Raw genomic sequence first — 17,604 nt, forward strand, 5'->3', positions numbered from 1 at the left:
CGACGTCGCCGAGCGTGCCGGACCTGCCGACCTTGCGCACGTGGCCCTCCTTCGGGACCGGGGGTCCCCGCCGACCCGGGAGGGGCCTCGGGGACCCCCTCCGGGCCGCGAGGGGCAGTCGGACCCGGAGGGGGATGGGAGAGGCGGTACCGGCCCGCCGACGGCGCGGCGCGTCCGTCAGAACCCGTCGCCGCGGAGGCGGCGGTGCAGGAGCCAGGTACCGCCCGCGGCGGCGACGGCGAGAGCCGCCACACCGGCCGCGGATTTCACGGGGTCGGGGCCCAGTGCGCCCCCGACCCCCGTCTTCACACTGCCCCGCGGCAGGGTCTGCTCCTTGGCCGCGGTGAGAGTGACCGTCAGATCGCCGGTCACGGTGGCGTGCCCGGCGCCGGAGCACCGGGCGACGATCTCGTACGTGCCCGGCTGGGCGCCCGGCGGCACACGGAACCGCCCGGTCGCGCCCGGCTGATGGGCGCCGGGCGCCAGGACGAACTGCCCGGCCCCGACCGCGCTGGCGTCGCCCGCCGCCGCGTGCTGCGCACCGCACGCCGCCGTGTCCACGGTGACCTGGGCGCCCGGTACGACTGCGGAGGGCGAGATCTCCAGCCCCCCGGTGTCACCGGCGTACGCGGGCACGGTGGCGAGCCCCGCGGCGCCGAGGGCGAGGGCGGTACCGGTCAGCAGACGGGCGGTACGTCGCATGGCGTGTGCTCCTCCGAGGGACCCGGCCCGCGACATCCCCAGCATGCCGCTGCGTCGGCCGTACCCCTGCCCTTCCGAGGAAAAGGCCCCGGGCGGCCGGGCGCTTGCCGAGACCGCGTCAGCCCGGCGGCGAACGGGTGACGCAAGCAGCCGCGCACGGCCCGGAGTGACCGATGTTCCAGCAGGTCACAGCCGTACGCCTGGCCCGCCACGAAAAAGATCACAAAGGGGGGAGGGGCGGCGATGAACGGGTGACGGAGTCACAGAACCCGCGTCCCGGCCGGGGAGGGCAGCGGCGGACCGTCAGGGCTTAGCCGTCGGTCGATGTTCACCGCGCTCCCACGCTGCCGCCGCGCTGAGCCTCCCCCTGCCCCCGCCGCAGAGGCGCATCGTCGCGTGCGGGGTCGCTGTCGGGGTGCTCCCGGGCTCTGAGGGCGAGTGACTCCCGGAATTAGTGACACCTAGGATTGGTGAGGCGGTGTTCGCCGCCGAGGAGGGGGCGGCAGTGGCAATCGAGTTGCCTGGTGAGGTGGAGCTGTTCCTGCAAGCCATCGGCATCAACTGGCCTGTGGTGAACGAGGACAAGGTGCGCGAGTTCGCCTCGCATGTGCGGGAGTTCGCGCAGAATGTGGAGTCGACGCACCAGGACTCGACAGCGACGATCGGCAGGCTGGGCGCGTCATACGAGGGGGAGTCCTATGAGGCGCTGCTAGCCAAGTGGGCTCAGTTGTCGAACGGCCATATGGCCGAACTCGTTCAGGCCTCGCACACAGTGAGCCTTTTCCAACCTGACGGTGCTGCTCGCGTGTTGGACAGCTCTGCAGAACAGCGAAGCTCCTGGTAGACGGGTTCTCGACCAAGATCGCCCGCAGCCACCAGGAGCTTCGCGTGCTTGTCTGCCCGTCGTCGATCGACCTGTCCAGTCGCAGCTTGCGGTGCCTGGCCGGACACCGCGCCGTCCGGCGAGGGGAGGTCGGGACCCGGTGGCGGCGGCTCACCACCGGCCGGCAAGCCCTCCTCGCCCTGGCACATCTGCGGTGCGGTGACACCTACGCCCAGCTCGCGGCCGGGTTCGGTATCGGCATCGCCACCGCGTACCGCTACATACGCGAGGCCGTTGAAGTGCCGGCCTCGCTTGCGCCCACCCTGGCCGAGGCGATGCGTGTAGCACGGACCAAGGCGTTCGTGATCCACGACGGCACCCTGCTGCCTATCGACCGGATCGCCGCCGACACCCCGTACTACTCGGGGAAGCACAAGCGCCACGGCATGAACATCCAGGTCCTCACCGATCCGTTCGGCCGTCTGCTGTGGGCTTCGCCCGCACTGCCAGGCTCCACGCACGATCTGACCGCCGCCCGCACTCATGGGATCGTCGAGGCTCTCGTCACCGCCGACCTCGAGTGCTGGGCGGACAGGCATACCAGGGCGCCGACCGCCCGATCCGGGTGCCCTTCCGCGGGCGCCACCTCAAGCGGTGGCAGCGGCGGCACAACAGCAGACACGCCAAGATCCGCTGCCTCGGCGAACGGGCCATGGCCACCCTGAAGGGCTGGCGGCTCCTACGGAAGCTCCGCTGCAGCACCAACCGCATCACCGCGATCGTCCAGGCCGTACTCGTCCTTCATCACACGTCAGCGTGAGGTTGGAAAAGGCTACGTACCGGCCGGATGGCTGGCATGCCGAGAAGGACGGAAGGCCGCTCTCGTGGGACGAACAGCAGAAGGAGTGGGCCCACGAGCGGGAGCAGGAACGGAGTCAGCCTGCCACGGGTGGCCGTGGCAGAAGGCGCTGACCCGAGCACAGTACGAGAAGGGGTAGAAGGGTGAACGACCAGGAGTTCCTGGACGAGGAGGACGAGGCGTTCCTGGATGAGCGCGACAGAATCGATGCCGCTCCGGCTGAGGAATCTGCCCCACCGTGGCTCAGCCGCTTCAGGGTGGAGGTCGACGGCTCGCGGCAGGAGTACGCGGAGCGTCTACGGTCTGTCCTTGGCGCCGCGTTGGACCACGCCTTGGCCGAGGCTGGTATCGATACGGAGACCACCCCGCGGGAAGTCCCCGGGTGGTTCGTCGCGGCCTGCGCCGAGTCGGGCGCGGAGCGGCCCCTCCCCGACTTCGCCCGGAGCGGAAGCGAGCACTTCACAGCGGCCGGGCTGGGCCCCGGCTGGGACCTGCGGGGCTGGCTTGAACGGTTCGACCTCGATCTGGATCTCCGGCGATGGTCCTGGTGGGACCTCACCGGGGCCGATGACCGCACCTTGTCCCTGTGGGTCGATGCTGCTGGCGAAGATTTCTTCTCCTGCGACGAACTGCGCTGGGCCGCATACCTCTCCGGGGCCCGATCCGTCACCGGCCCCGTCCTCCTGCGCAAGGACGCGTGGTTGGCCGAGGCCGCACAGCGGTGATCGCATCCATGTCTGCGGAGCATTCGACGACCGCGTACCCGTTTCGGCAGATCCGGGCCGCTCATGACGAACAAGCCCTGACCGTCTACCAGGCGTATCCGGCTGCGATCGCCGACGCCGCACTGGCTGTCGGCACCTTCGCACCCCCGTTCAAGCGGGAGCGGATGACCTGGATCAAGCCGTCCTTTCGGTGGATGATGTACCGCTCCGGCTGGGCCACCAAGCCCGGACAGGAACGGGTGCTCGCCGTCCGCATCAGCCGCGAGGGCTTCGAGTGGGCCCTCGCCCACGCCTGCCTTAGCCACTACGAGCATGGTCGGCACTCCTCCGCCGAAGAATGGAAAACCGCACTGGCAGCCAGCCCGGTGCGGATCCAGTGGGACCCCGAGCGCTCCACCGGCCTGGCCCCGCTGCCGCACCGCGCCATCCAGATCGGCCTGTCCCGCGAGGCAGTGCACCACTATGTCGACGACTGGATCCTCGGCATCGTGGATGTCACCCCGCTCGTCCATGAGGTCCACGCTCTGGTGCGCGACGGCCATACCGAGACAGCCGACACCAAGATCACCCCCGAGACCTCGTATCCCCTTCCCAGGAACCTGGCCACACGGATCGGTGCAACCTCAGAACTCGTATGCGAAGGCCGTCCCAGCCACCCCGGGGCGGGAACGGAGCCGCGCTGATCGGACGGTGTCGCGACTGTCCCGAACCTCGTAGCGAGTGTGCGCGGGCAATCGCGGTAGGTTCCGTCCCCGTCCCTCATGCGGGCGACCGCGCCGTGCGTCCGCGCGCGGTGGTGGTGTCGGCGGTCCTAGGGTCCCCGCCATGACCGACAGCGACATCAACCGGCGGCGGGTCCTCGCGCTGGCCGGGGCCGCCGCGGGGGCCGGGCTGGGGATCGGGTTCTACGCCTTCCTCGACACGGGCGGCCGCGACCGGGTGCCGGGGCGCGAGGGGGCGGGGTCCGGCCGGGAAGGGGTGCCGGGCACCGCGCCGGACGCCGAACTGTGCGTACTCAACCGGAGTCTGACCCCCGGCCCGTACCACCTGGACGGCGTGCCCCGGCGCACGGACATCACCGAGGGCGAACAGGGCGTTCCGCTGCGGCTGCGGCTGACCGTGCGCGACCACCCCCACGCCTGTGCGCTCCTCACCGGCGCCGACGTCGAGATCTGGCACTGCGACGCCCTGGGCTTCTACTCCGGCTACGCCCAGGCGCACCCGGGCGGCCGGACCCCCGCCGCGGGCGGCCCCGCCCGCGCGGCCGGGTCCAGGACCTATCTGCGCGGCTGCCAGACGACCGACGCCGGGGGCCGCGCCGAATTCGCGACCGTGTTCCCCGGCTGGAGTGCGACCCGGGCCCCGCACATCAACATCAGGGTCCGCACCGGCGGCAGCCGGACCGGCCGCGGCTACCGGGGCGGCCTGCTCAACTGGAGCGGGCAGCTCTTCTTCCCGGACCGGTACACCGACGCGGTGTACACGAAGTCCCCGTACACCGCCCACACCGGCTCGCGCACCCGGCTCGCGCAGGACACCGTCTACCGCGCGGGCGGCGGCAGGGACGGGCTGATGGCCGTCACCGGGCACGTCGACACCGGGCTCACCGCGGCACTGACCATCGGCATCGACCCCTCCCGGGAGCCCACACCGCCCCCGGCGGGCGCCGCCCGCACCACCGGGACCCCGGCACCGGACAGCGCCGCGAGCGCCTCCGGCCCGGCGAGCCCCCCGGCCCCCTGAGGACGGCGGCGCGGGCGGCTCACCCTCGCGCCGCCGCCAGTGCGTTCCGGACCCCCGGCTCCCGGGGCCCCAGGAACCGCGGATCCGGGCGGAACAGCACGTCCAGGGCGGCCTTCCCCGACGCGAAGACCTCCCGGGTGGAGCCGTAGTACCAGGTGATGTCGCGCCGGTCGGCGACCCCGACGCCGTAGGAGGTGATGCCCGCTGCCCGGCACAGGGCGACCGCGCGGCGGATGTGGAAGCCCTGGCTGATCAGGACCGCCCGGTGCACACCGAACACCTTGCGGGCGCGCACGCAGGAGTCCCAACTGTCGAAGCCCGCGTAGTCGCCGACGATCCGCTCGCCGGGCACGCCGTGCCGTGTCAGATAGGCGCGCATCGCGTCCGGTTCGTCGTAGTCACTGCGGCTGTTGTCGCCGGTGACGAGCACGACCCGGACCCGGCCCTCCCGGTACAGCAGCGCCGCCGCGTCCAGCCGGTGGGCGAGATACGGCGACGGTTCGCCGTTCCACAGACCCGCGCCGAAGACCACGGCGACGTCCGCCCGCGGCACGTCCGCGGTCGTGCGCAGCCGGTCGGCGGTGGTGAGGAACAGCCAGGCCGACGGCAGCAGCGCGAGTACGCACAGCAGCATCAGGGCCTGAACGGCGTGCCGTTGGCTCCTCCGGGTGCGCGGCAGCCCCGGTCTCCGGATCCTCGGGCGTGGCAGGTCCATCGAAACGTATCCCCCCGGGGTCGGTGGCGTGGACGGTGGCCCTCGCTGTCGTTCTGGGGGACGCGGCGGGAGCCGGTCCGGTTCGCCCGCGACGGCACGGGAGGCGTCCCCCCGTCCGGTCGGGGGGATCCGGTGACCGTCCGGACACCACCTGTCACAGCGGCGCAACGGTGCGGCAACCTTGCACCGCGAGGATCGGTCCATGACCGCGTCGACCCCCTCCCACGACGAGTCCTGCCCCGGCCCCGGCGACCGGTCGCTGCACGGCGTCGGCCTCGACAGCACGGCGCAGCTCATGGGCCGGATCGCCAGCCGGCTCGGCAGCCGCCTCGGTCTGGTCGCCCTCGACGGCACCCGCCGCCCCGATCCGCCCGCGCTCGTCCTCGTGGCCCGCGGCGGCCGCGACCCGCGCGCCTTTGCCACCGCGCGCGCCCTGGCGGAACGGGTACGGGAACTGCGCCCGCGGCTGCCGGTGCACCTGTGCCGCCTCGGACCGACCGCGCCGCCCGAGCCGCCCGGCACGGGCCCGGCCGTGCTCGTACCGCTGCTCCTCGGCCGCGGCCACCACACCGGGCGGGTCCTCCCCGACCGGGTGGCCGCGTCCTTGCCGGGCACCCTGGTGGCCGCGCCGCTCGGCCCCCACCCCCTGCTGGTGGAGGCCCTCTACGCCCGGCTGGTCGAGGCGGGCTGGCCGACCGCGATGAGCGACGCCCGGCGCCGGGCGAGTGCGGTGGTGCTCGCCGCCGCGGGCTCCCGCGACCCCGACGCGGCCGCCGACACCCGCCGTACCGCCCTGCTCCTCGCCGAGCGCCTCGGGGTGCCCGTCGTCCCCGCCCACGCCCGCCGTGCCGCGCCCACCGTGGCAGCGGCGGTCCGCTCGCTCGGCGCCCGCGGGCACCACCGGATCGCCGTGGCCCCGTATCTCATGGCACCGGGCCGTCTGGCCACCGAGTGCGCCGCGGCGGCACCGTGGATCACGGCGGCCCCACTCGGCGCGCACGCCGCCGTGGCCCGCCTCGTCCTGCACCGCTACGACGAAGCCCTCGCGACCCCCGGTCCACCCGCCACCCATGCCCTGGCGACAGCCTGACCGGCGCGCCCGCACCTGCGGCCCGCGTCAGACGGGCCAGCCGCGGGGCGAGCAAGGTGCCCCGGCGCGCCCGCGCCCGCGTCCCGCGTACTGCTGCACCGGCGCCGACCCGACCCGGGATCCCCGCTCGGCGCGCACGCCGCCGTGGCCCGCCTCGTCCTGCACCGCTACGAACGGGCCGTCGCGTACGCCCGGGCGCCTCGCGCCCCCCTGGGCCGCCCGCATCCCAAGCCCTGGCAACGGCCTGACCGGACCACGGCCCAGCCCGGCGCACCCCCACCCAACCCCCCGGCGACGCCCCGCCCGGGCCACAGCCCCCACCCCGGCGATGCCCCCGGCGACGCCGCACCCCGGATCCGGCGTGCCCCCACCCGAGCCCTGGCGACGCCCCAACCAGGCCACAGCCCCCACCCCCACCCCGGCGACGCCCCGCCCCAGCGGTGCCCCCGGCGCATCCCCACCCCGGCCCCGGCGCGCCCCGGCGCGCCCCCACCCCGGCGACGCCCCGCCCCAGCGGTGCCCCCGGCGCATCCCCAACCCCGGAGGGAAACCTTCCGCGGCAGGGCGGAGCCCGATATCCCGCTTCTCACCGGCTGCGATTACTGTCGGGTCATGGACGGGACAGCACCGAACGCCCACAGCACTTCCGCGCGCCAGGAAAACGGAGCGGCGGCCACCGGGGCGTACGACGCCGCGGACACCGAGCGCTGGGCCGCCGAGCCCGACAAACGCCCCGGCCGCACCGCCTTCCAGCGCGACCGCGCCCGGGTGCTGCACTCGGCCGCGCTGCGCCGACTGGCGGGCAAGACCCAGGTCGTCACCCCGGGCAGCATGAGTGCCGTCTGGGACGCCAGCCCCCGTACCCGGCTCACCCACTCCCTGGAGTGCGCCCAGGTCGGCCGGGAGCTGGGCGCCGCCCTCGGCTGCGACCCCGACCTCGTCGAGGCCGCCTGCCTCTCCCACGACCTCGGCCACCCGCCCTTCGGGCACAACGGCGAACAGGCGCTCAACGAGTTCGCCGAGGACTGCGGCGGCTTCGAGGGCAACGCCCAGTCCCTGCGGCTGCTCGCCCGGATCGAGCCCAAGCGGTTCGTGCGCACCCCGGGCTCCGGCGAACTGGTCAGCGTGGGGCTCAACCTCACCCGCGCCGCCCTCGACGCCGCCACCAAGTACCCCTGGCCGCGCGGCTCCCACCCCGCCGACCCCGTCTCCCCGAAGTTCGGCGTCTACGAGGACGACCGCCCCGTCTTCGACTGGTTCCGCAAGGGCGCCCCCCAGGACCGCACCTGCTTCGAGGCCCAGGTCATGGACTGGGCCGACGACGTGGCCTACTCGGTGCACGACTTCGAGGACGGACTGCACGCCGGCCACATCGACCCGGGCTGCCTGCACGCCGAGGCCGAGCGGCAGGCGGTCTTCGCCGTGGCCGTCGGACGGTACGTGTCCGCGGACACCGACCCCGCGGAACTGGCCGAGGCACTCGACCGGCTGCTGGACCAGGAGTGGTGGCCGAGCGGCTACGACGGCTCCGCGGTCGCCCAGTCCCGGCTGAAGGACGCCACCAGCCAGCTCATCGGACGCTTCTGTCTGGCCGCCGAGAGCGCGACCCGGGAGGCCTGGGGCCACGGCCGCCTCACCCGGTACGCCGCCGAACTCGTCGTCCCCAGAGGCACCCGCATGGAGTGCGCGGTCCTCAAGGCGGTCGCCGACCGCTATGTGATGCAGCGCGCCGAGCAGGAGCGGCTCCGCGCCGACCAGCGGATCGTCGTCGCCGAACTCGCCGAGGCGCTCACCGCCCGCGCGCCCGAGGGCCTCGACCCCCAGTTCCGCGCGCTGTTCCAGGAGGCGGCCGACGACCGCGCCCGCAAGCGGGTGATCGTCGACCAGATCGCCTCGCTCACCGACGCCTCGGCGGACTCCCTGCACGCGCGGCTCACCGGCCGCACCTGACGTTCACCGGCCGCGCCTGACGCTCACCGGCCGCGCCCGGTCCGGGGGCGCCGGGACGGCCGTGACGAGGGGGACGCGGGGTTGTGAAGGTGACCTTGTGTGGCCTGATCGGGCCACACCCCCTTCCCGCAGCACACCGCGTGCGGGACGCTCCCATGTGGCGACATCCTTACGAGGAGGCATCAAGTGGTCGACGCGGATCAGACGTTCGTCATCGTCGGAGGAGGTCTCGCGGGCGCGAAGGCGGCCGAGACGCTCCGCGCGGAGGGCTTCACCGGCCGGGTGATACTGATCTGCGACGAACGCGACCACCCCTATGAGCGGCCGCCCCTGTCCAAGGGCTATCTGCTGGGCAAGGAGGGGCGCGACAGCGTCTTCGTGCACGAGCCCTCCTGGTACGCGCGCCACGACATCGAACTGCACCTCGGCCAGACCGTCGACGCCCTGGACCGCGAGGCCAGGACCGTGCGCTTCGGCGACGACGGCACCCTGGTCCACTACGACAAGCTGCTGCTGGCCACCGGCGCCGAGCCCCGCCGCCTCGACGTCCCCGGCACGGACCTCGCGGGCGTCCACCATCTGCGCCGCCTCGCCCATGCCGAACGCCTGAGGGGCGTCCTCGCCTCCCTCGGCCGGGACAACGGCCATCTCGTGATCGCGGGCGCGGGCTGGATCGGCCTCGAGGTGGCCGCCGCGGCCCGCGAGTACGGCGCGGAGGTCACCGTCATCGAGCCCGAGCCGACCCCGCTGTACCCGGTCCTCGGCCCCGAGCTGGGCAACCTCTTCGCCGAACTGCACAGCGAACACGGCGTCCGCTTCCGCTTCGGGGTGCGGCTGACCGAGATCGTCGGCCAGGACGGTGTGGTGCTGGCCGCCCGCACCGACGACGGCGAGGAACACCCCGCCCACGACGTCCTCGCCGCGATCGGCGCGGCACCGCGCACCGCGCTCGCCGAGGCCGCGGGCCTGGAGATCGCCGACCGGGCGCAGGGCGGGGGCGTCGTCGTCGACGAGCGGCTGCGCACCTCGGACCCCCACATCCACGCGGCGGGCGACATCGCCTCCTTCCACCTCCCGCTCTTCGGCACCCGGCTGCGCGTGGAGCACTGGGCGAACGCGCTGAACGGCGGCCCGGCCGCGGCCCGCGCGATGCTCGGGCACGAGGTGCGGTACGACCGGGTGCCGTACTTCTTCTCCGACCAGTACGACATGGGGATGGAGTACTCGGGGTGGGCGCCGCCCGGCTCGTACGACCAGGTGGTGCTGCGCGGCGACGCGGGCAAGCGGCACTTCATCGCGTTCTGGCTGAAGGAGGGCAGGGTGCTGGCCGGGATGAACGTGAACGTGTGGGACGTCACAGAGCCGATCCAGAAGCTGATCCGGTCGGGGGCCCAGGTGGATCCGGAGGCGCTCGCGGATCCCGGGGTGCCGCTGGAGACCCTGGCCCCATGACGCCCCGCGAGCCCTCCGCCGCCCCGGCGTCCCCGTAGAATCTCCTCGTGGCAGGACGGATCAACGACGAGGACGTGAAGGCGGTCAGGGACGCGGTCCCGATCGACTCCGTCGTGTCCGAGTACCTCCAGCTGCGGAACGCGGGCGGCGGCAATCTGAAGGGCCTGTGCCCCTTCCACGACGAGAAGTCACCGTCCTTCCAGGTCAGCCCGAGCAAGGGACTCTTCCACTGCTTCGGCTGCCAGGAGGGCGGCGACACCCTCACCTTCGTGATGAAGGTCGACCACCTCACCTTCTCCGAGGCGGTCGAGCGGCTGGCCGCCCGCGCCGGCATCACCCTGCGCTACGAGGAGGGCGGGTACAACCCCACCCACCAGCGCGGCGAGCGCATCCGCCTGGTCGAGGCGCACCGGCTCGCCGCCGAGTGGTACGCGGAGCAGCTGGCCACCGCCCCCGAGGCCGACACGGGCCGCGCCTTCCTCGCCGAGCGGGGCTTCGACCAGGCCGCCGCCGTGCACTTCGGCGTCGGCTACAGCCCCCAGGGCTGGGACCACCTCACCCGCTTTCTGCGCGGCAAGGGCTTCAGCGACAAGGAGCTGATCCTTTCCGGCCTTTCCCAGGAGGGCCGCCGGGGCCCCATCGACCGCTTCCGCGGCCGGCTGATGTGGCCGATCCGCGACATCGGCGGGGACGTCGTCGGCTTCGGCGCCAGGAAGCTCTACGAGGCGGACAACGGACCCAAGTACCTGAACACGCCCGACACGGCGATCTACAAGAAGTCCCAGGTGCTCTACGGCATCGACCTGGCGAAGAAGGAGATCGCGAAGGTGAGCCGGGCGGTGGTCGTCGAGGGCTACACCGACGTCATGGCCTGCCATCTCGCCGGTGTCACCACGGCCATCGCGACCTGCGGCACCGCCTTCGGCGGCGAGCACATCAAGATCCTGCGGCGCCTGCTGATGGACAACGGATCCGCGCGGGTGATCTTCACCTTCGACGGTGACGCGGCGGGCCAGAAGGCGGCCCTGCGGGCCTTCGAGGACGACCAGAAGTTCGCCGCCGAGACCTATATCGCCATCGCCCCGGACGGCATGGACCCCTGCGAACTGCGCCTCGCCAAGGGCGACGAAGCGGTCGCCGACCTCGCCCAGCCCCGCACCCCGCTCTTCGAGTTCGCCCTCCGGCAGATCGTCGGCCGCTACGACCTGGACACCCCCGCGGGCCGCGCCGCCGCACTGGACGAGGCGGCCCCGGTCGTCGCCCGGATCAAGAACAGCGGCGCCCAGCACGAGGTCGCGGTCCAGCTCGCCGGAATGCTCGGCATTCTCGACACCCAGTTCGTGGTCAAGCGGGTGGCGCAGCTGGCCCGTTGGGCCCGGGACCGGGGCGGCCGCGGACCGGCACCGGCCGGACAGCACACCCGGCAGCCGTACGAGGCGGCCCCCCGCCCGGCGGTGTCGGGACCGGCGCTCACCCTCCGCAACCCGGTCTACGCGACCGAGCGGGAGCTGCTCAAACTCGCCCTCCAGCGGCCGGAGCTGGTCTCCCCGGCGTTCGACGCGTACGGGATCGACGAGTTCACCGCGGCGCCCTACGCGGCCGTACGCCAGGCGATCATGGACGCGGGAGGTGCCGAGTACGGCGCCCAGGACCCGCAGGAGTACCTGGTCCGCGTCCGCGAGGCGGCACCCGACGACGCGGTCCGCGCCATGGTCACCGAGCTGGCGGTGGAGGCGATCCTGCTCCGCAAGGAGGTGGACGAGGCGTACGCGGGCGCCCAGCTGGTCACGGTCCGCCGCCGTGCGGTCGAACGCCGCGTCCGCGACGTCCAGAGCACCCTGACCCGCCTCGGTTCCTACGCGGACGCGGCCCAGCTCGCCGCCGTGCAGAACGAACTGTGGGTCCTCCAGCAGTACGACCAGGCCCTGCGGGAACGCGGCGTGGCAGCGCTCTGAGCGCCGCGGGGCCCCTGCCCGTTCGGGCCGGGTAACCGGGCGGTCACGCACCGGACTCAAAAAGTGGACGCACGCCCCTCGTGGCGGCGATGTGTCGTACCCCACACTGGGTGCGGTGCCTGAGTCCCCGGAGCGCGGCCGGCCCGTCCACGACGGGCCCGGCATCCCCGCGGTTCCGCTCGACGACTACGGGATGACCGGCGGGCGGACCACCGGTCCCATCCCCGACAAAACGCTGCCGCTCGCCCCGGCAGCGACATTCCTGGAGGTCGCCCCCGTGCAGACCCAGACCCTGATAGAGACCGGGACCGCCCACGCCGCCCCGGAGGCCGACAGCGGCGCCCCCGGGGCGGCGCCCCCGCGCAGCAGGCCCGCGCACCGCCCCGGTACGGACCCCGAGCCACCGGCCCCCGCCGGTCCGCAAGACGCCCCGAAAGCCGCCCCGGAAGCCGCCCCAGAGGCCGTCGAGGCCGAGCCCGAGTCCGAGGTCGAGCCCGAGCCCGAGCCCGAGGTCGAGCCCGAGCCCGTGGCACCGGCGCGCGAGCACACCGACACCAGCGGCCCCTCCTCGGACCTGTTCCGCCAGTATCTGCGCGAGATCGGCCGCATCCCGCTGCTCACCGCCGCCGAGGAGGTCGAACTCGCCCGCCGGGTCGAGGCCGGTCTCTTCGCCGAGGAGAAACTCGCCCGCACCCCCGACCTCGACACCGAACTCGCCCTGGACCTGGACCGGTTGGTGGTCATGGGCCGGATGGCCAAACGGCGGCTGATCGAGGCCAATCTGCGGCTCGTCGTCTCCGTCGCCAAACGCTATGTCGGCCGCGGACTGACCATGCTGGACCTCGTCCAGGAGGGAAACCTCGGCCTGATCAGGGCCGTGGAGAAGTTCGACTACGCCCGCGGCTACAAGTTCTCCACCTACGCCACCTGGTGGATCCGCCAGGCCATGTCCCGTGCCCTGGCCGACCAGGCCCGCACCATCCGCGTCCCCGTGCATGTCGTCGAACTCATCAACCGGGTGGTCCGCGTCCAGCGGCGCATGCTCCAGGAGCGCGGCTACGAACCGACCCCGGACGAGGTGGCCGCCCAGCTGGAACTCACCGGCGAGCGGGTCGTGGAGGTGCTGCGGCTCGCCCAGGAGCCCGTCTCGCTGCACGCCCCCGTCGGCGAGGAGGACGATGTCGCGCTCGGCGACCTCATCGAGGACGGGGACGCCGCGAGCCCGGTGGAGTCCGCCGCGTTCCTGCTGCTCCGGGAGCACCTGGAGGCGGTCCTCTCCACCCTCGGCGAGCGCGAACGCAAGGTGGTCCAGCTGCGCTACGGCCTCGCCGACGGCCGCCCCCGCACCCTGGAGGAGATCGGCCGCCTCTTCGGTGTGACCCGCGAACGCATCCGCCAGATCGAGTCCAAGACCCTGAACAAGCTGCGGGACCACGCGTTCGCCGACCAGTTGCGGGGCTATCTCGACTGAGCGGGGCCGCTCACGGGGAGCGGCCCCACCACCGTCAGTCGGCCTCCGTCAGTCGACCTCCGCCACCGCCTGCGCGAACTGCGCCTTGTACAGCCGGGCGTACGCCCCGTCGGCGTCCAGCAGTTCCCCGTGCGAGCCCTGCTCCACGATGGAGCCGTTCTCCATCACCAGGATCGTGTCCGCGTCCCGGATCGTCGAAAGCCGGTGCGCGATCACAAAGGACGTCCGCCCGTGCGCCAGCTTCGCCATGGCCTTCTGGATCAGTACCTCGGTCCGGGTGTCCACGGAACTCGTCGCCTCGTCCAGGACCAGGATCACCGGGTCCGACAGGAACGCCCGCGCGATGGTGATCAGCTGCTTCTCACCCGCGCTGACGCCGGTGCCCTCGTCGTCGATCACGGTGTCGTAGCCGTCCGGCAGGGTCCGGACGAACCGGTCCGCGTGCGCGGCCCGCGCCGCCTCCTCGATCTCCCCGCGGGTGACCTCGCGCGCCGCACCGTAGGCGATGTTCTCCGCGATGGTCCCCCCGAACAGCCAGGTGTCCTGGAGCACCATCCCGATCCCGGCGCGCAGTTCGTCCCGGGACATCTGTGCGATGTCGACCCCGTCGAGCGTGATCCGGCCGCCGGTGACGTCGTAGAACCGCATCAGCAGATTGACCAGGGTCGTCTTCCCGGCTCCCGTCGGGCCGACGATGGCGACCGTGTGCCCCGGCTCCACCGTCAGCGACAGGTTCTCGATCAGCGGCTTCTCCGGGTCGTAGCGGAAGGAGACGTTCTCCAGCGCGACCCGCCCGCGCAGTTCCTCGGGGCGCAGGCCCGGCACCGGGTCCGCGCCCTGCTCCTCGGCGTCCAGCAGTTCGAAGATCCGCTCCGCCGAGGCGACGCCCGACTGCACCAGGTTCGCCATGGACGCGACCTGCGTCAGCGGCATCGAGAACTGCCGCGAGTACTGGATGAAGGCCTGCACATCACCGATGGACAGCGAGCCCGACGCCACCCGCAGACCGCCCACGACGGCCACCAGCACATAGTTCAGGTTCGACACGAACATCATCAGCGGCTGCATCACACCGCTGTTGAACTGCGCCTTGAACCCGGCCTCGTACAGCTTGTCGTTCTGCTCGGCGAACTGCTGTGCCGACTCCTGCTGCCGTCCGAACACCTTCACCAGCGTGTGCCCGGTGTACATCTCCTCGATGTGCGCGTTCAGCTGGCCGGTGGTGCGCCACTGCTGCACGAAGTGCGGCTGCGACCGCTTGCCGATCCGGGTCGCCACCACGAACGAGAGCGGCACGGTCACCAGCGCGACCAGCGCCAGCAGCCAGGACACCCAGAACATCATCGCGAGCACGCCCACGATGGTCAGCAGCGAGTTGATGAGCTGCCCCAGCGACTGCTGGAGCGTCTGCCCGATGTTGTCGATGTCGTTGGTGGCGCGGCTGAGCACCTCACCGCGCTGCCGCTGGTCGAAGTAGGACAGCGGCAGCCGCGACAGCTTCGCCTGCACGTCCTCCCGCATCCGGTAGACGGTCTTGTTGATGGCCCGGTTGGAGAGGCGGGTGGAGACCGCCATCAGCAGACCGGCCACCAGGAACGTCCCCAGCGCCAGCAGCAGTACGTTCCCGACGGCACCGAAGTCGATGCCCTTGCCCGGGGTGAAGTCCGTGCCGGAGAGCATGTCGGCGACGCCGCCCTGGCCGCGCCTGCGCATCGCGTCCAGGACCTGCTGCTTGGTGAGCCCGGCCGGGGTCTGTCGGCCGATGATCCCGGCGAAGACCAGGTCGGTGGCCCGGCCGAGGATCTTCGGCCCGACCACGGACAGCGCCACGCTCAGCACACCGCATGCCAGCATCACGATCATGGTGGGGCGTTCGGGCCTGAACTGGGCGAGCAGCCGCTTGCCGGACCCCTTGAAATCCATTGAGCGCTGGTCGGGGCCGCCCCCGCCCATCATGCGTCCCATGGGCCCGGCCATCAGGCAGCCTCCGCTTCCGTGAGCTGGGAGAGCACGATCTCCCGATAGGTCTCGTTGTCCGCCATCAGCTCGTGGTGGCGCCCTGCGCCGACCACCCGGCCCTCGTCGAGGACCACGATCCGGTCGGCGTCCCGGATGGTCGCCACCCGCTGGGCGACGATGACGACGGTCGCCTCGGCCGTCTCCCGGCCGAGCGCCGAGCGCAGGGCTGCGTCGGTGGCGTAGTCGAGCGCGGAGAACGAGTCGTCGAAGAGGTAGATCTCCGGGCGCTGCACCAGGGTGCGGGCGATGGCCAGACGCTGCCGCTGGCCGCCCGAGACATTGGTGCCGCCCTGGGCGATGGGGGAGTCCAGGCCGTTCTCCAGCTTCGACACGAAGTCCTTGGCCTGCGCCACCTCCAGCGCGTGCCACAGTTCCTCGTCGGTGGCGTCCGGATTGCCGTAGCGCAGATTGGTGGCGACCGTCCCGGCGAAGAGATACGGCTTCTGCGGCACGAGTCCGACGGTCCTGGCCAGCAGCGCGGGGTCGAGCTGCTGGACGTCCACGCCGTCCACCAGCACCTGGCCGTCGGTGGCGTCGAACAGGCGGGGGATCAGCCCGAGCAGGGTCGACTTGCCGCTGCCGGTGGACCCGATGACGGCGGTCACCTCGCCCGGCCGCGCCACCACGTCGATGCCCTTCAGGACCGGCTCCTCGGCACCCGGGTAGCGGAAACCGGCGCCGCGGATCTCCAGATGCCCGTGCCGACGCAGCTCGACCACCGGCGCGGTGGGAGGCACGACGCTGGACTCGGTGTCCAGCACCTCCTGGATGCGCTCGGCGCACACCTCGGCGCGCGGCACCATCATGAACATGAAGGTCGCCATCATGACGGACATCACGATCTGCATCAGATAGGCGAGGAACGCGGTCAGATCGCCGATCTGCATACCGCCGCTGTCGATCCGGTGGGCACCGAACCAGACCACGGCGATCGAGGAGAGGTTCACCACGGTCATCACCAGCGGGAACATCAGGGCCAGCGTGCGGCCGGTGCCCAGGGACACCTCGGTCAGCTCGGTGTTGGCCGCCCCGAAGCGGCCCTTCTCGTACTCGTCGCGGACGAAGGCGCGGATCACCCGGTTGCCGGAGATCTGCTCGCGCAGCACCCGGTTCACCGTGTCCAGCCGGGTCTGCATGCTGCGGAACAGCGGCCGCAGCCGCCGCACGATCAGCGTCACCGAGAGACCGAGAACGGGCACCACGGCCACCAGCACACCGGACAGCGGCACATCCAGACCGAGCGCCATGACGATGCCGCCCACGCACATGATCGGCGCCGACACCATCAGGGTGAACGTCATCAGGGTGAGCATCTGCACCTGCTGCACGTCGTTCGTGGTGCGGGTGATCAGCGAGGGCGCACCGAAGTGACCCAGCTCGCGCGCCGAGAACGACTGCACCCGGTCGAAGACGGCGGCCCGCAGGTCCCGGCCCATCGCCGACGCGGTGCGGGCGCCGTAGTAGACGGCCCCCATGTTGCAGAGGACCTGGCCGAGCGAGACGGCGATCATCAGACCGCCGAAGGTCAGGATGTAACCCGTGTCCCCCTTCACGACACCGTGGTCGATGATGTGCGCGTTGAGGGTGGGCAGATAGAGCGTGGCGCAGGTCTGTAGGAACTGAAGCAGCACCAGCAGCACGATGGGCTTCCGGTACGGGGCCAGGTGGGCCCTCAGGAGTCGTATGAGCACGCGGGATCTCTCGGAGTCGCTGACGGACGGCGGGGAGGGAGGTGATGCACCACCCCCTATCGTCGGACACCCCACCCGTGTTACCTCAACCGATTTAGCGGCGGGCGGCCCCGTCGGGCTGACATGGCCTCAACCCGGGGTCCGGGAAAGGCAGAGGTGAGGGCCGGGCGGCGCGGGGCGCGCCCGGAAGTGTGAGGTGCGTTACACCAGGTGTCGCGACGCTGAACGCCGGGCGGTCCCGGGGCCGGGGGCGCTGAGCGCCCCCGGGCACCCAGGGGTGCTCCGGGCGGCTGTGGGGCCCGCTCGGGGCCGACGGCCCACGTGACTGCTGGGCCCAGCGTGCGGCGGATGGCCGACGGCCCGCGTGACCGCTGGGCCAGCGTGCGGCGGAGGGCCGGGTGGCCGCCGG

General features: G+C 72.3%; 13 protein-coding genes and 1 pseudogene. 10 read left to right on the forward strand and 4 right to left on the reverse strand.

The features are described 5' to 3' along the window. Positions 1-177: 177 nt before the first annotated feature. Positions 178-702, reverse strand: a complete 525-nt coding sequence (locus ACIHAA_RS08160; protein WP_399814399.1) for a hypothetical protein — start codon at positions 700-702, stop codon at positions 178-180. A gap of 478 nt (positions 703-1,180) precedes the next feature. Between ACIHAA_RS08160 and ACIHAA_RS08165 the strand changes: the two genes are divergently transcribed. From ACIHAA_RS08165 to ACIHAA_RS08185, 5 genes and pseudogenes are all read left to right on the forward strand, one after another. Continuing rightward, on the forward strand, positions 1,181-1,546 hold the full coding sequence (locus tag ACIHAA_RS08165; RefSeq protein ID WP_399814401.1) for a WXG100 family type VII secretion target: 366 nt from the start codon (positions 1,181-1,183) through the stop codon (positions 1,544-1,546). Positions 1,547-1,734: 188 nt separating this feature from the next. Continuing rightward, a pseudogene (locus ACIHAA_RS08170) lies at positions 1,735-2,345 on the forward strand (transposase family protein). A gap of 182 nt (positions 2,346-2,527) precedes the next feature. Continuing rightward, positions 2,528-3,109: a hypothetical protein gene (locus ACIHAA_RS08175; protein WP_399814403.1), complete on the forward strand. Its 582-nt coding sequence runs from the start codon at positions 2,528-2,530 to the stop codon at positions 3,107-3,109. Between the two features lie 8 nt (positions 3,110-3,117). Next, complete coding sequence (locus ACIHAA_RS08180; protein WP_399814405.1) at positions 3,118-3,792, forward strand: DUF4291 domain-containing protein; 675 nt, start codon at positions 3,118-3,120, stop codon at positions 3,790-3,792. 142 nt (positions 3,793-3,934) lie between these two features. After that, on the forward strand, positions 3,935-4,852 hold the full coding sequence (locus ACIHAA_RS08185) for a protocatechuate dioxygenase (protein WP_399814407.1): 918 nt from the start codon (positions 3,935-3,937) through the stop codon (positions 4,850-4,852). Between the two features lie 19 nt (positions 4,853-4,871). Here ACIHAA_RS08185 and ACIHAA_RS08190 read toward each other — a convergent pair whose 3' ends face one another. After that, positions 4,872-5,567, reverse strand: coding sequence for a vancomycin high temperature exclusion protein (locus ACIHAA_RS08190; protein WP_399814409.1), 696 nt, complete (start codon positions 5,565-5,567; stop codon positions 4,872-4,874). A 202-nt stretch (positions 5,568-5,769) separates the two neighbouring features. Between ACIHAA_RS08190 and ACIHAA_RS08195 the strand changes: the two genes are divergently transcribed. From ACIHAA_RS08195 to ACIHAA_RS08215, 5 genes are all read left to right on the forward strand, one after another. Further along, a complete protein-coding gene (locus ACIHAA_RS08195) occupies positions 5,770-6,657 on the forward strand; it encodes a sirohydrochlorin chelatase (RefSeq protein ID WP_399814410.1) in 888 nt (295 codons plus the stop codon). A gap of 612 nt (positions 6,658-7,269) precedes the next feature. Next, positions 7,270-8,607, forward strand: coding sequence for a deoxyguanosinetriphosphate triphosphohydrolase (locus ACIHAA_RS08200; protein ID WP_399814412.1), 1,338 nt, complete (start codon positions 7,270-7,272; stop codon positions 8,605-8,607). Positions 8,608-8,793: 186 nt separating this feature from the next. Further along, positions 8,794-10,059 carry an NAD(P)/FAD-dependent oxidoreductase gene (locus tag ACIHAA_RS08205; protein WP_399814414.1) on the forward strand — a complete coding sequence of 422 codons (1,266 nt, stop codon included), beginning with the start codon at positions 8,794-8,796 and terminating at the stop codon, positions 10,057-10,059. A 47-nt stretch (positions 10,060-10,106) separates the two neighbouring features. After that, positions 10,107-12,014: a DNA primase gene (gene dnaG / locus ACIHAA_RS08210; protein WP_399814416.1), complete on the forward strand. Its 1,908-nt coding sequence runs from the start codon at positions 10,107-10,109 to the stop codon at positions 12,012-12,014. 115 nt (positions 12,015-12,129) lie between these two features. After that, positions 12,130-13,485, forward strand: coding sequence for an RNA polymerase sigma factor (locus ACIHAA_RS08215; RefSeq protein ID WP_399814418.1), 1,356 nt, complete (start codon positions 12,130-12,132; stop codon positions 13,483-13,485). 48 nt (positions 13,486-13,533) lie between these two features. Here the strand turns inward: ACIHAA_RS08215 and ACIHAA_RS08220 are convergent, their stop codons facing one another. After that, entirely contained in the window at positions 13,534-15,462 is a 1,929-nt protein-coding gene (locus tag ACIHAA_RS08220) for an ABC transporter ATP-binding protein (RefSeq protein WP_399814419.1), read from the reverse strand. Continuing rightward, positions 15,462-17,195, reverse strand: a complete 1,734-nt coding sequence (locus ACIHAA_RS08225; protein WP_399814422.1) for an ABC transporter ATP-binding protein — start codon at positions 17,193-17,195, stop codon at positions 15,462-15,464. Before ACIHAA_RS08225 ends, ACIHAA_RS08220 begins: the two co-directional genes overlap by 1 nt. Positions 17,196-17,604 lie beyond the last annotated feature (409 nt).

This window comes from Streptomyces sp. NPDC052040 (assembly GCF_044548405.1).
In the GTDB taxonomy this organism is placed as follows: Bacteria; Actinomycetota; Actinomycetes; order Streptomycetales; family Streptomycetaceae; genus Streptomyces.

Excerpts from the sequence above, each read along its gene's own strand:
- ACIHAA_RS08160 (WP_399814399.1), bottom strand. The coding sequence starts at position 702 with ATGCGACGTACCGCCCGTCTGCTGACCGGTACCGCCCTCGCCCTCGGC.
- ACIHAA_RS08180 (WP_399814405.1), top strand. The coding sequence starts at position 3,118 with ATGTCTGCGGAGCATTCGACGACCGCGTACCCGTTTCGGCAGATCCGG.
- ACIHAA_RS08185 (WP_399814407.1), top strand. The coding sequence starts at position 3,935 with ATGACCGACAGCGACATCAACCGGCGGCGGGTCCTCGCGCTGGCCGGG.
- ACIHAA_RS08190 (WP_399814409.1), bottom strand. The coding sequence starts at position 5,567 with ATGGACCTGCCACGCCCGAGGATCCGGAGACCGGGGCTGCCGCGCACC.
- ACIHAA_RS08195 (WP_399814410.1), top strand. The coding sequence starts at position 5,770 with ATGACCGCGTCGACCCCCTCCCACGACGAGTCCTGCCCCGGCCCCGGC.
- ACIHAA_RS08200 (WP_399814412.1), top strand. The coding sequence starts at position 7,270 with ATGGACGGGACAGCACCGAACGCCCACAGCACTTCCGCGCGCCAGGAA.
- ACIHAA_RS08220 (WP_399814419.1), bottom strand. The coding sequence starts at position 15,462 with ATGGCCGGGCCCATGGGACGCATGATGGGCGGGGGCGGCCCCGACCAG.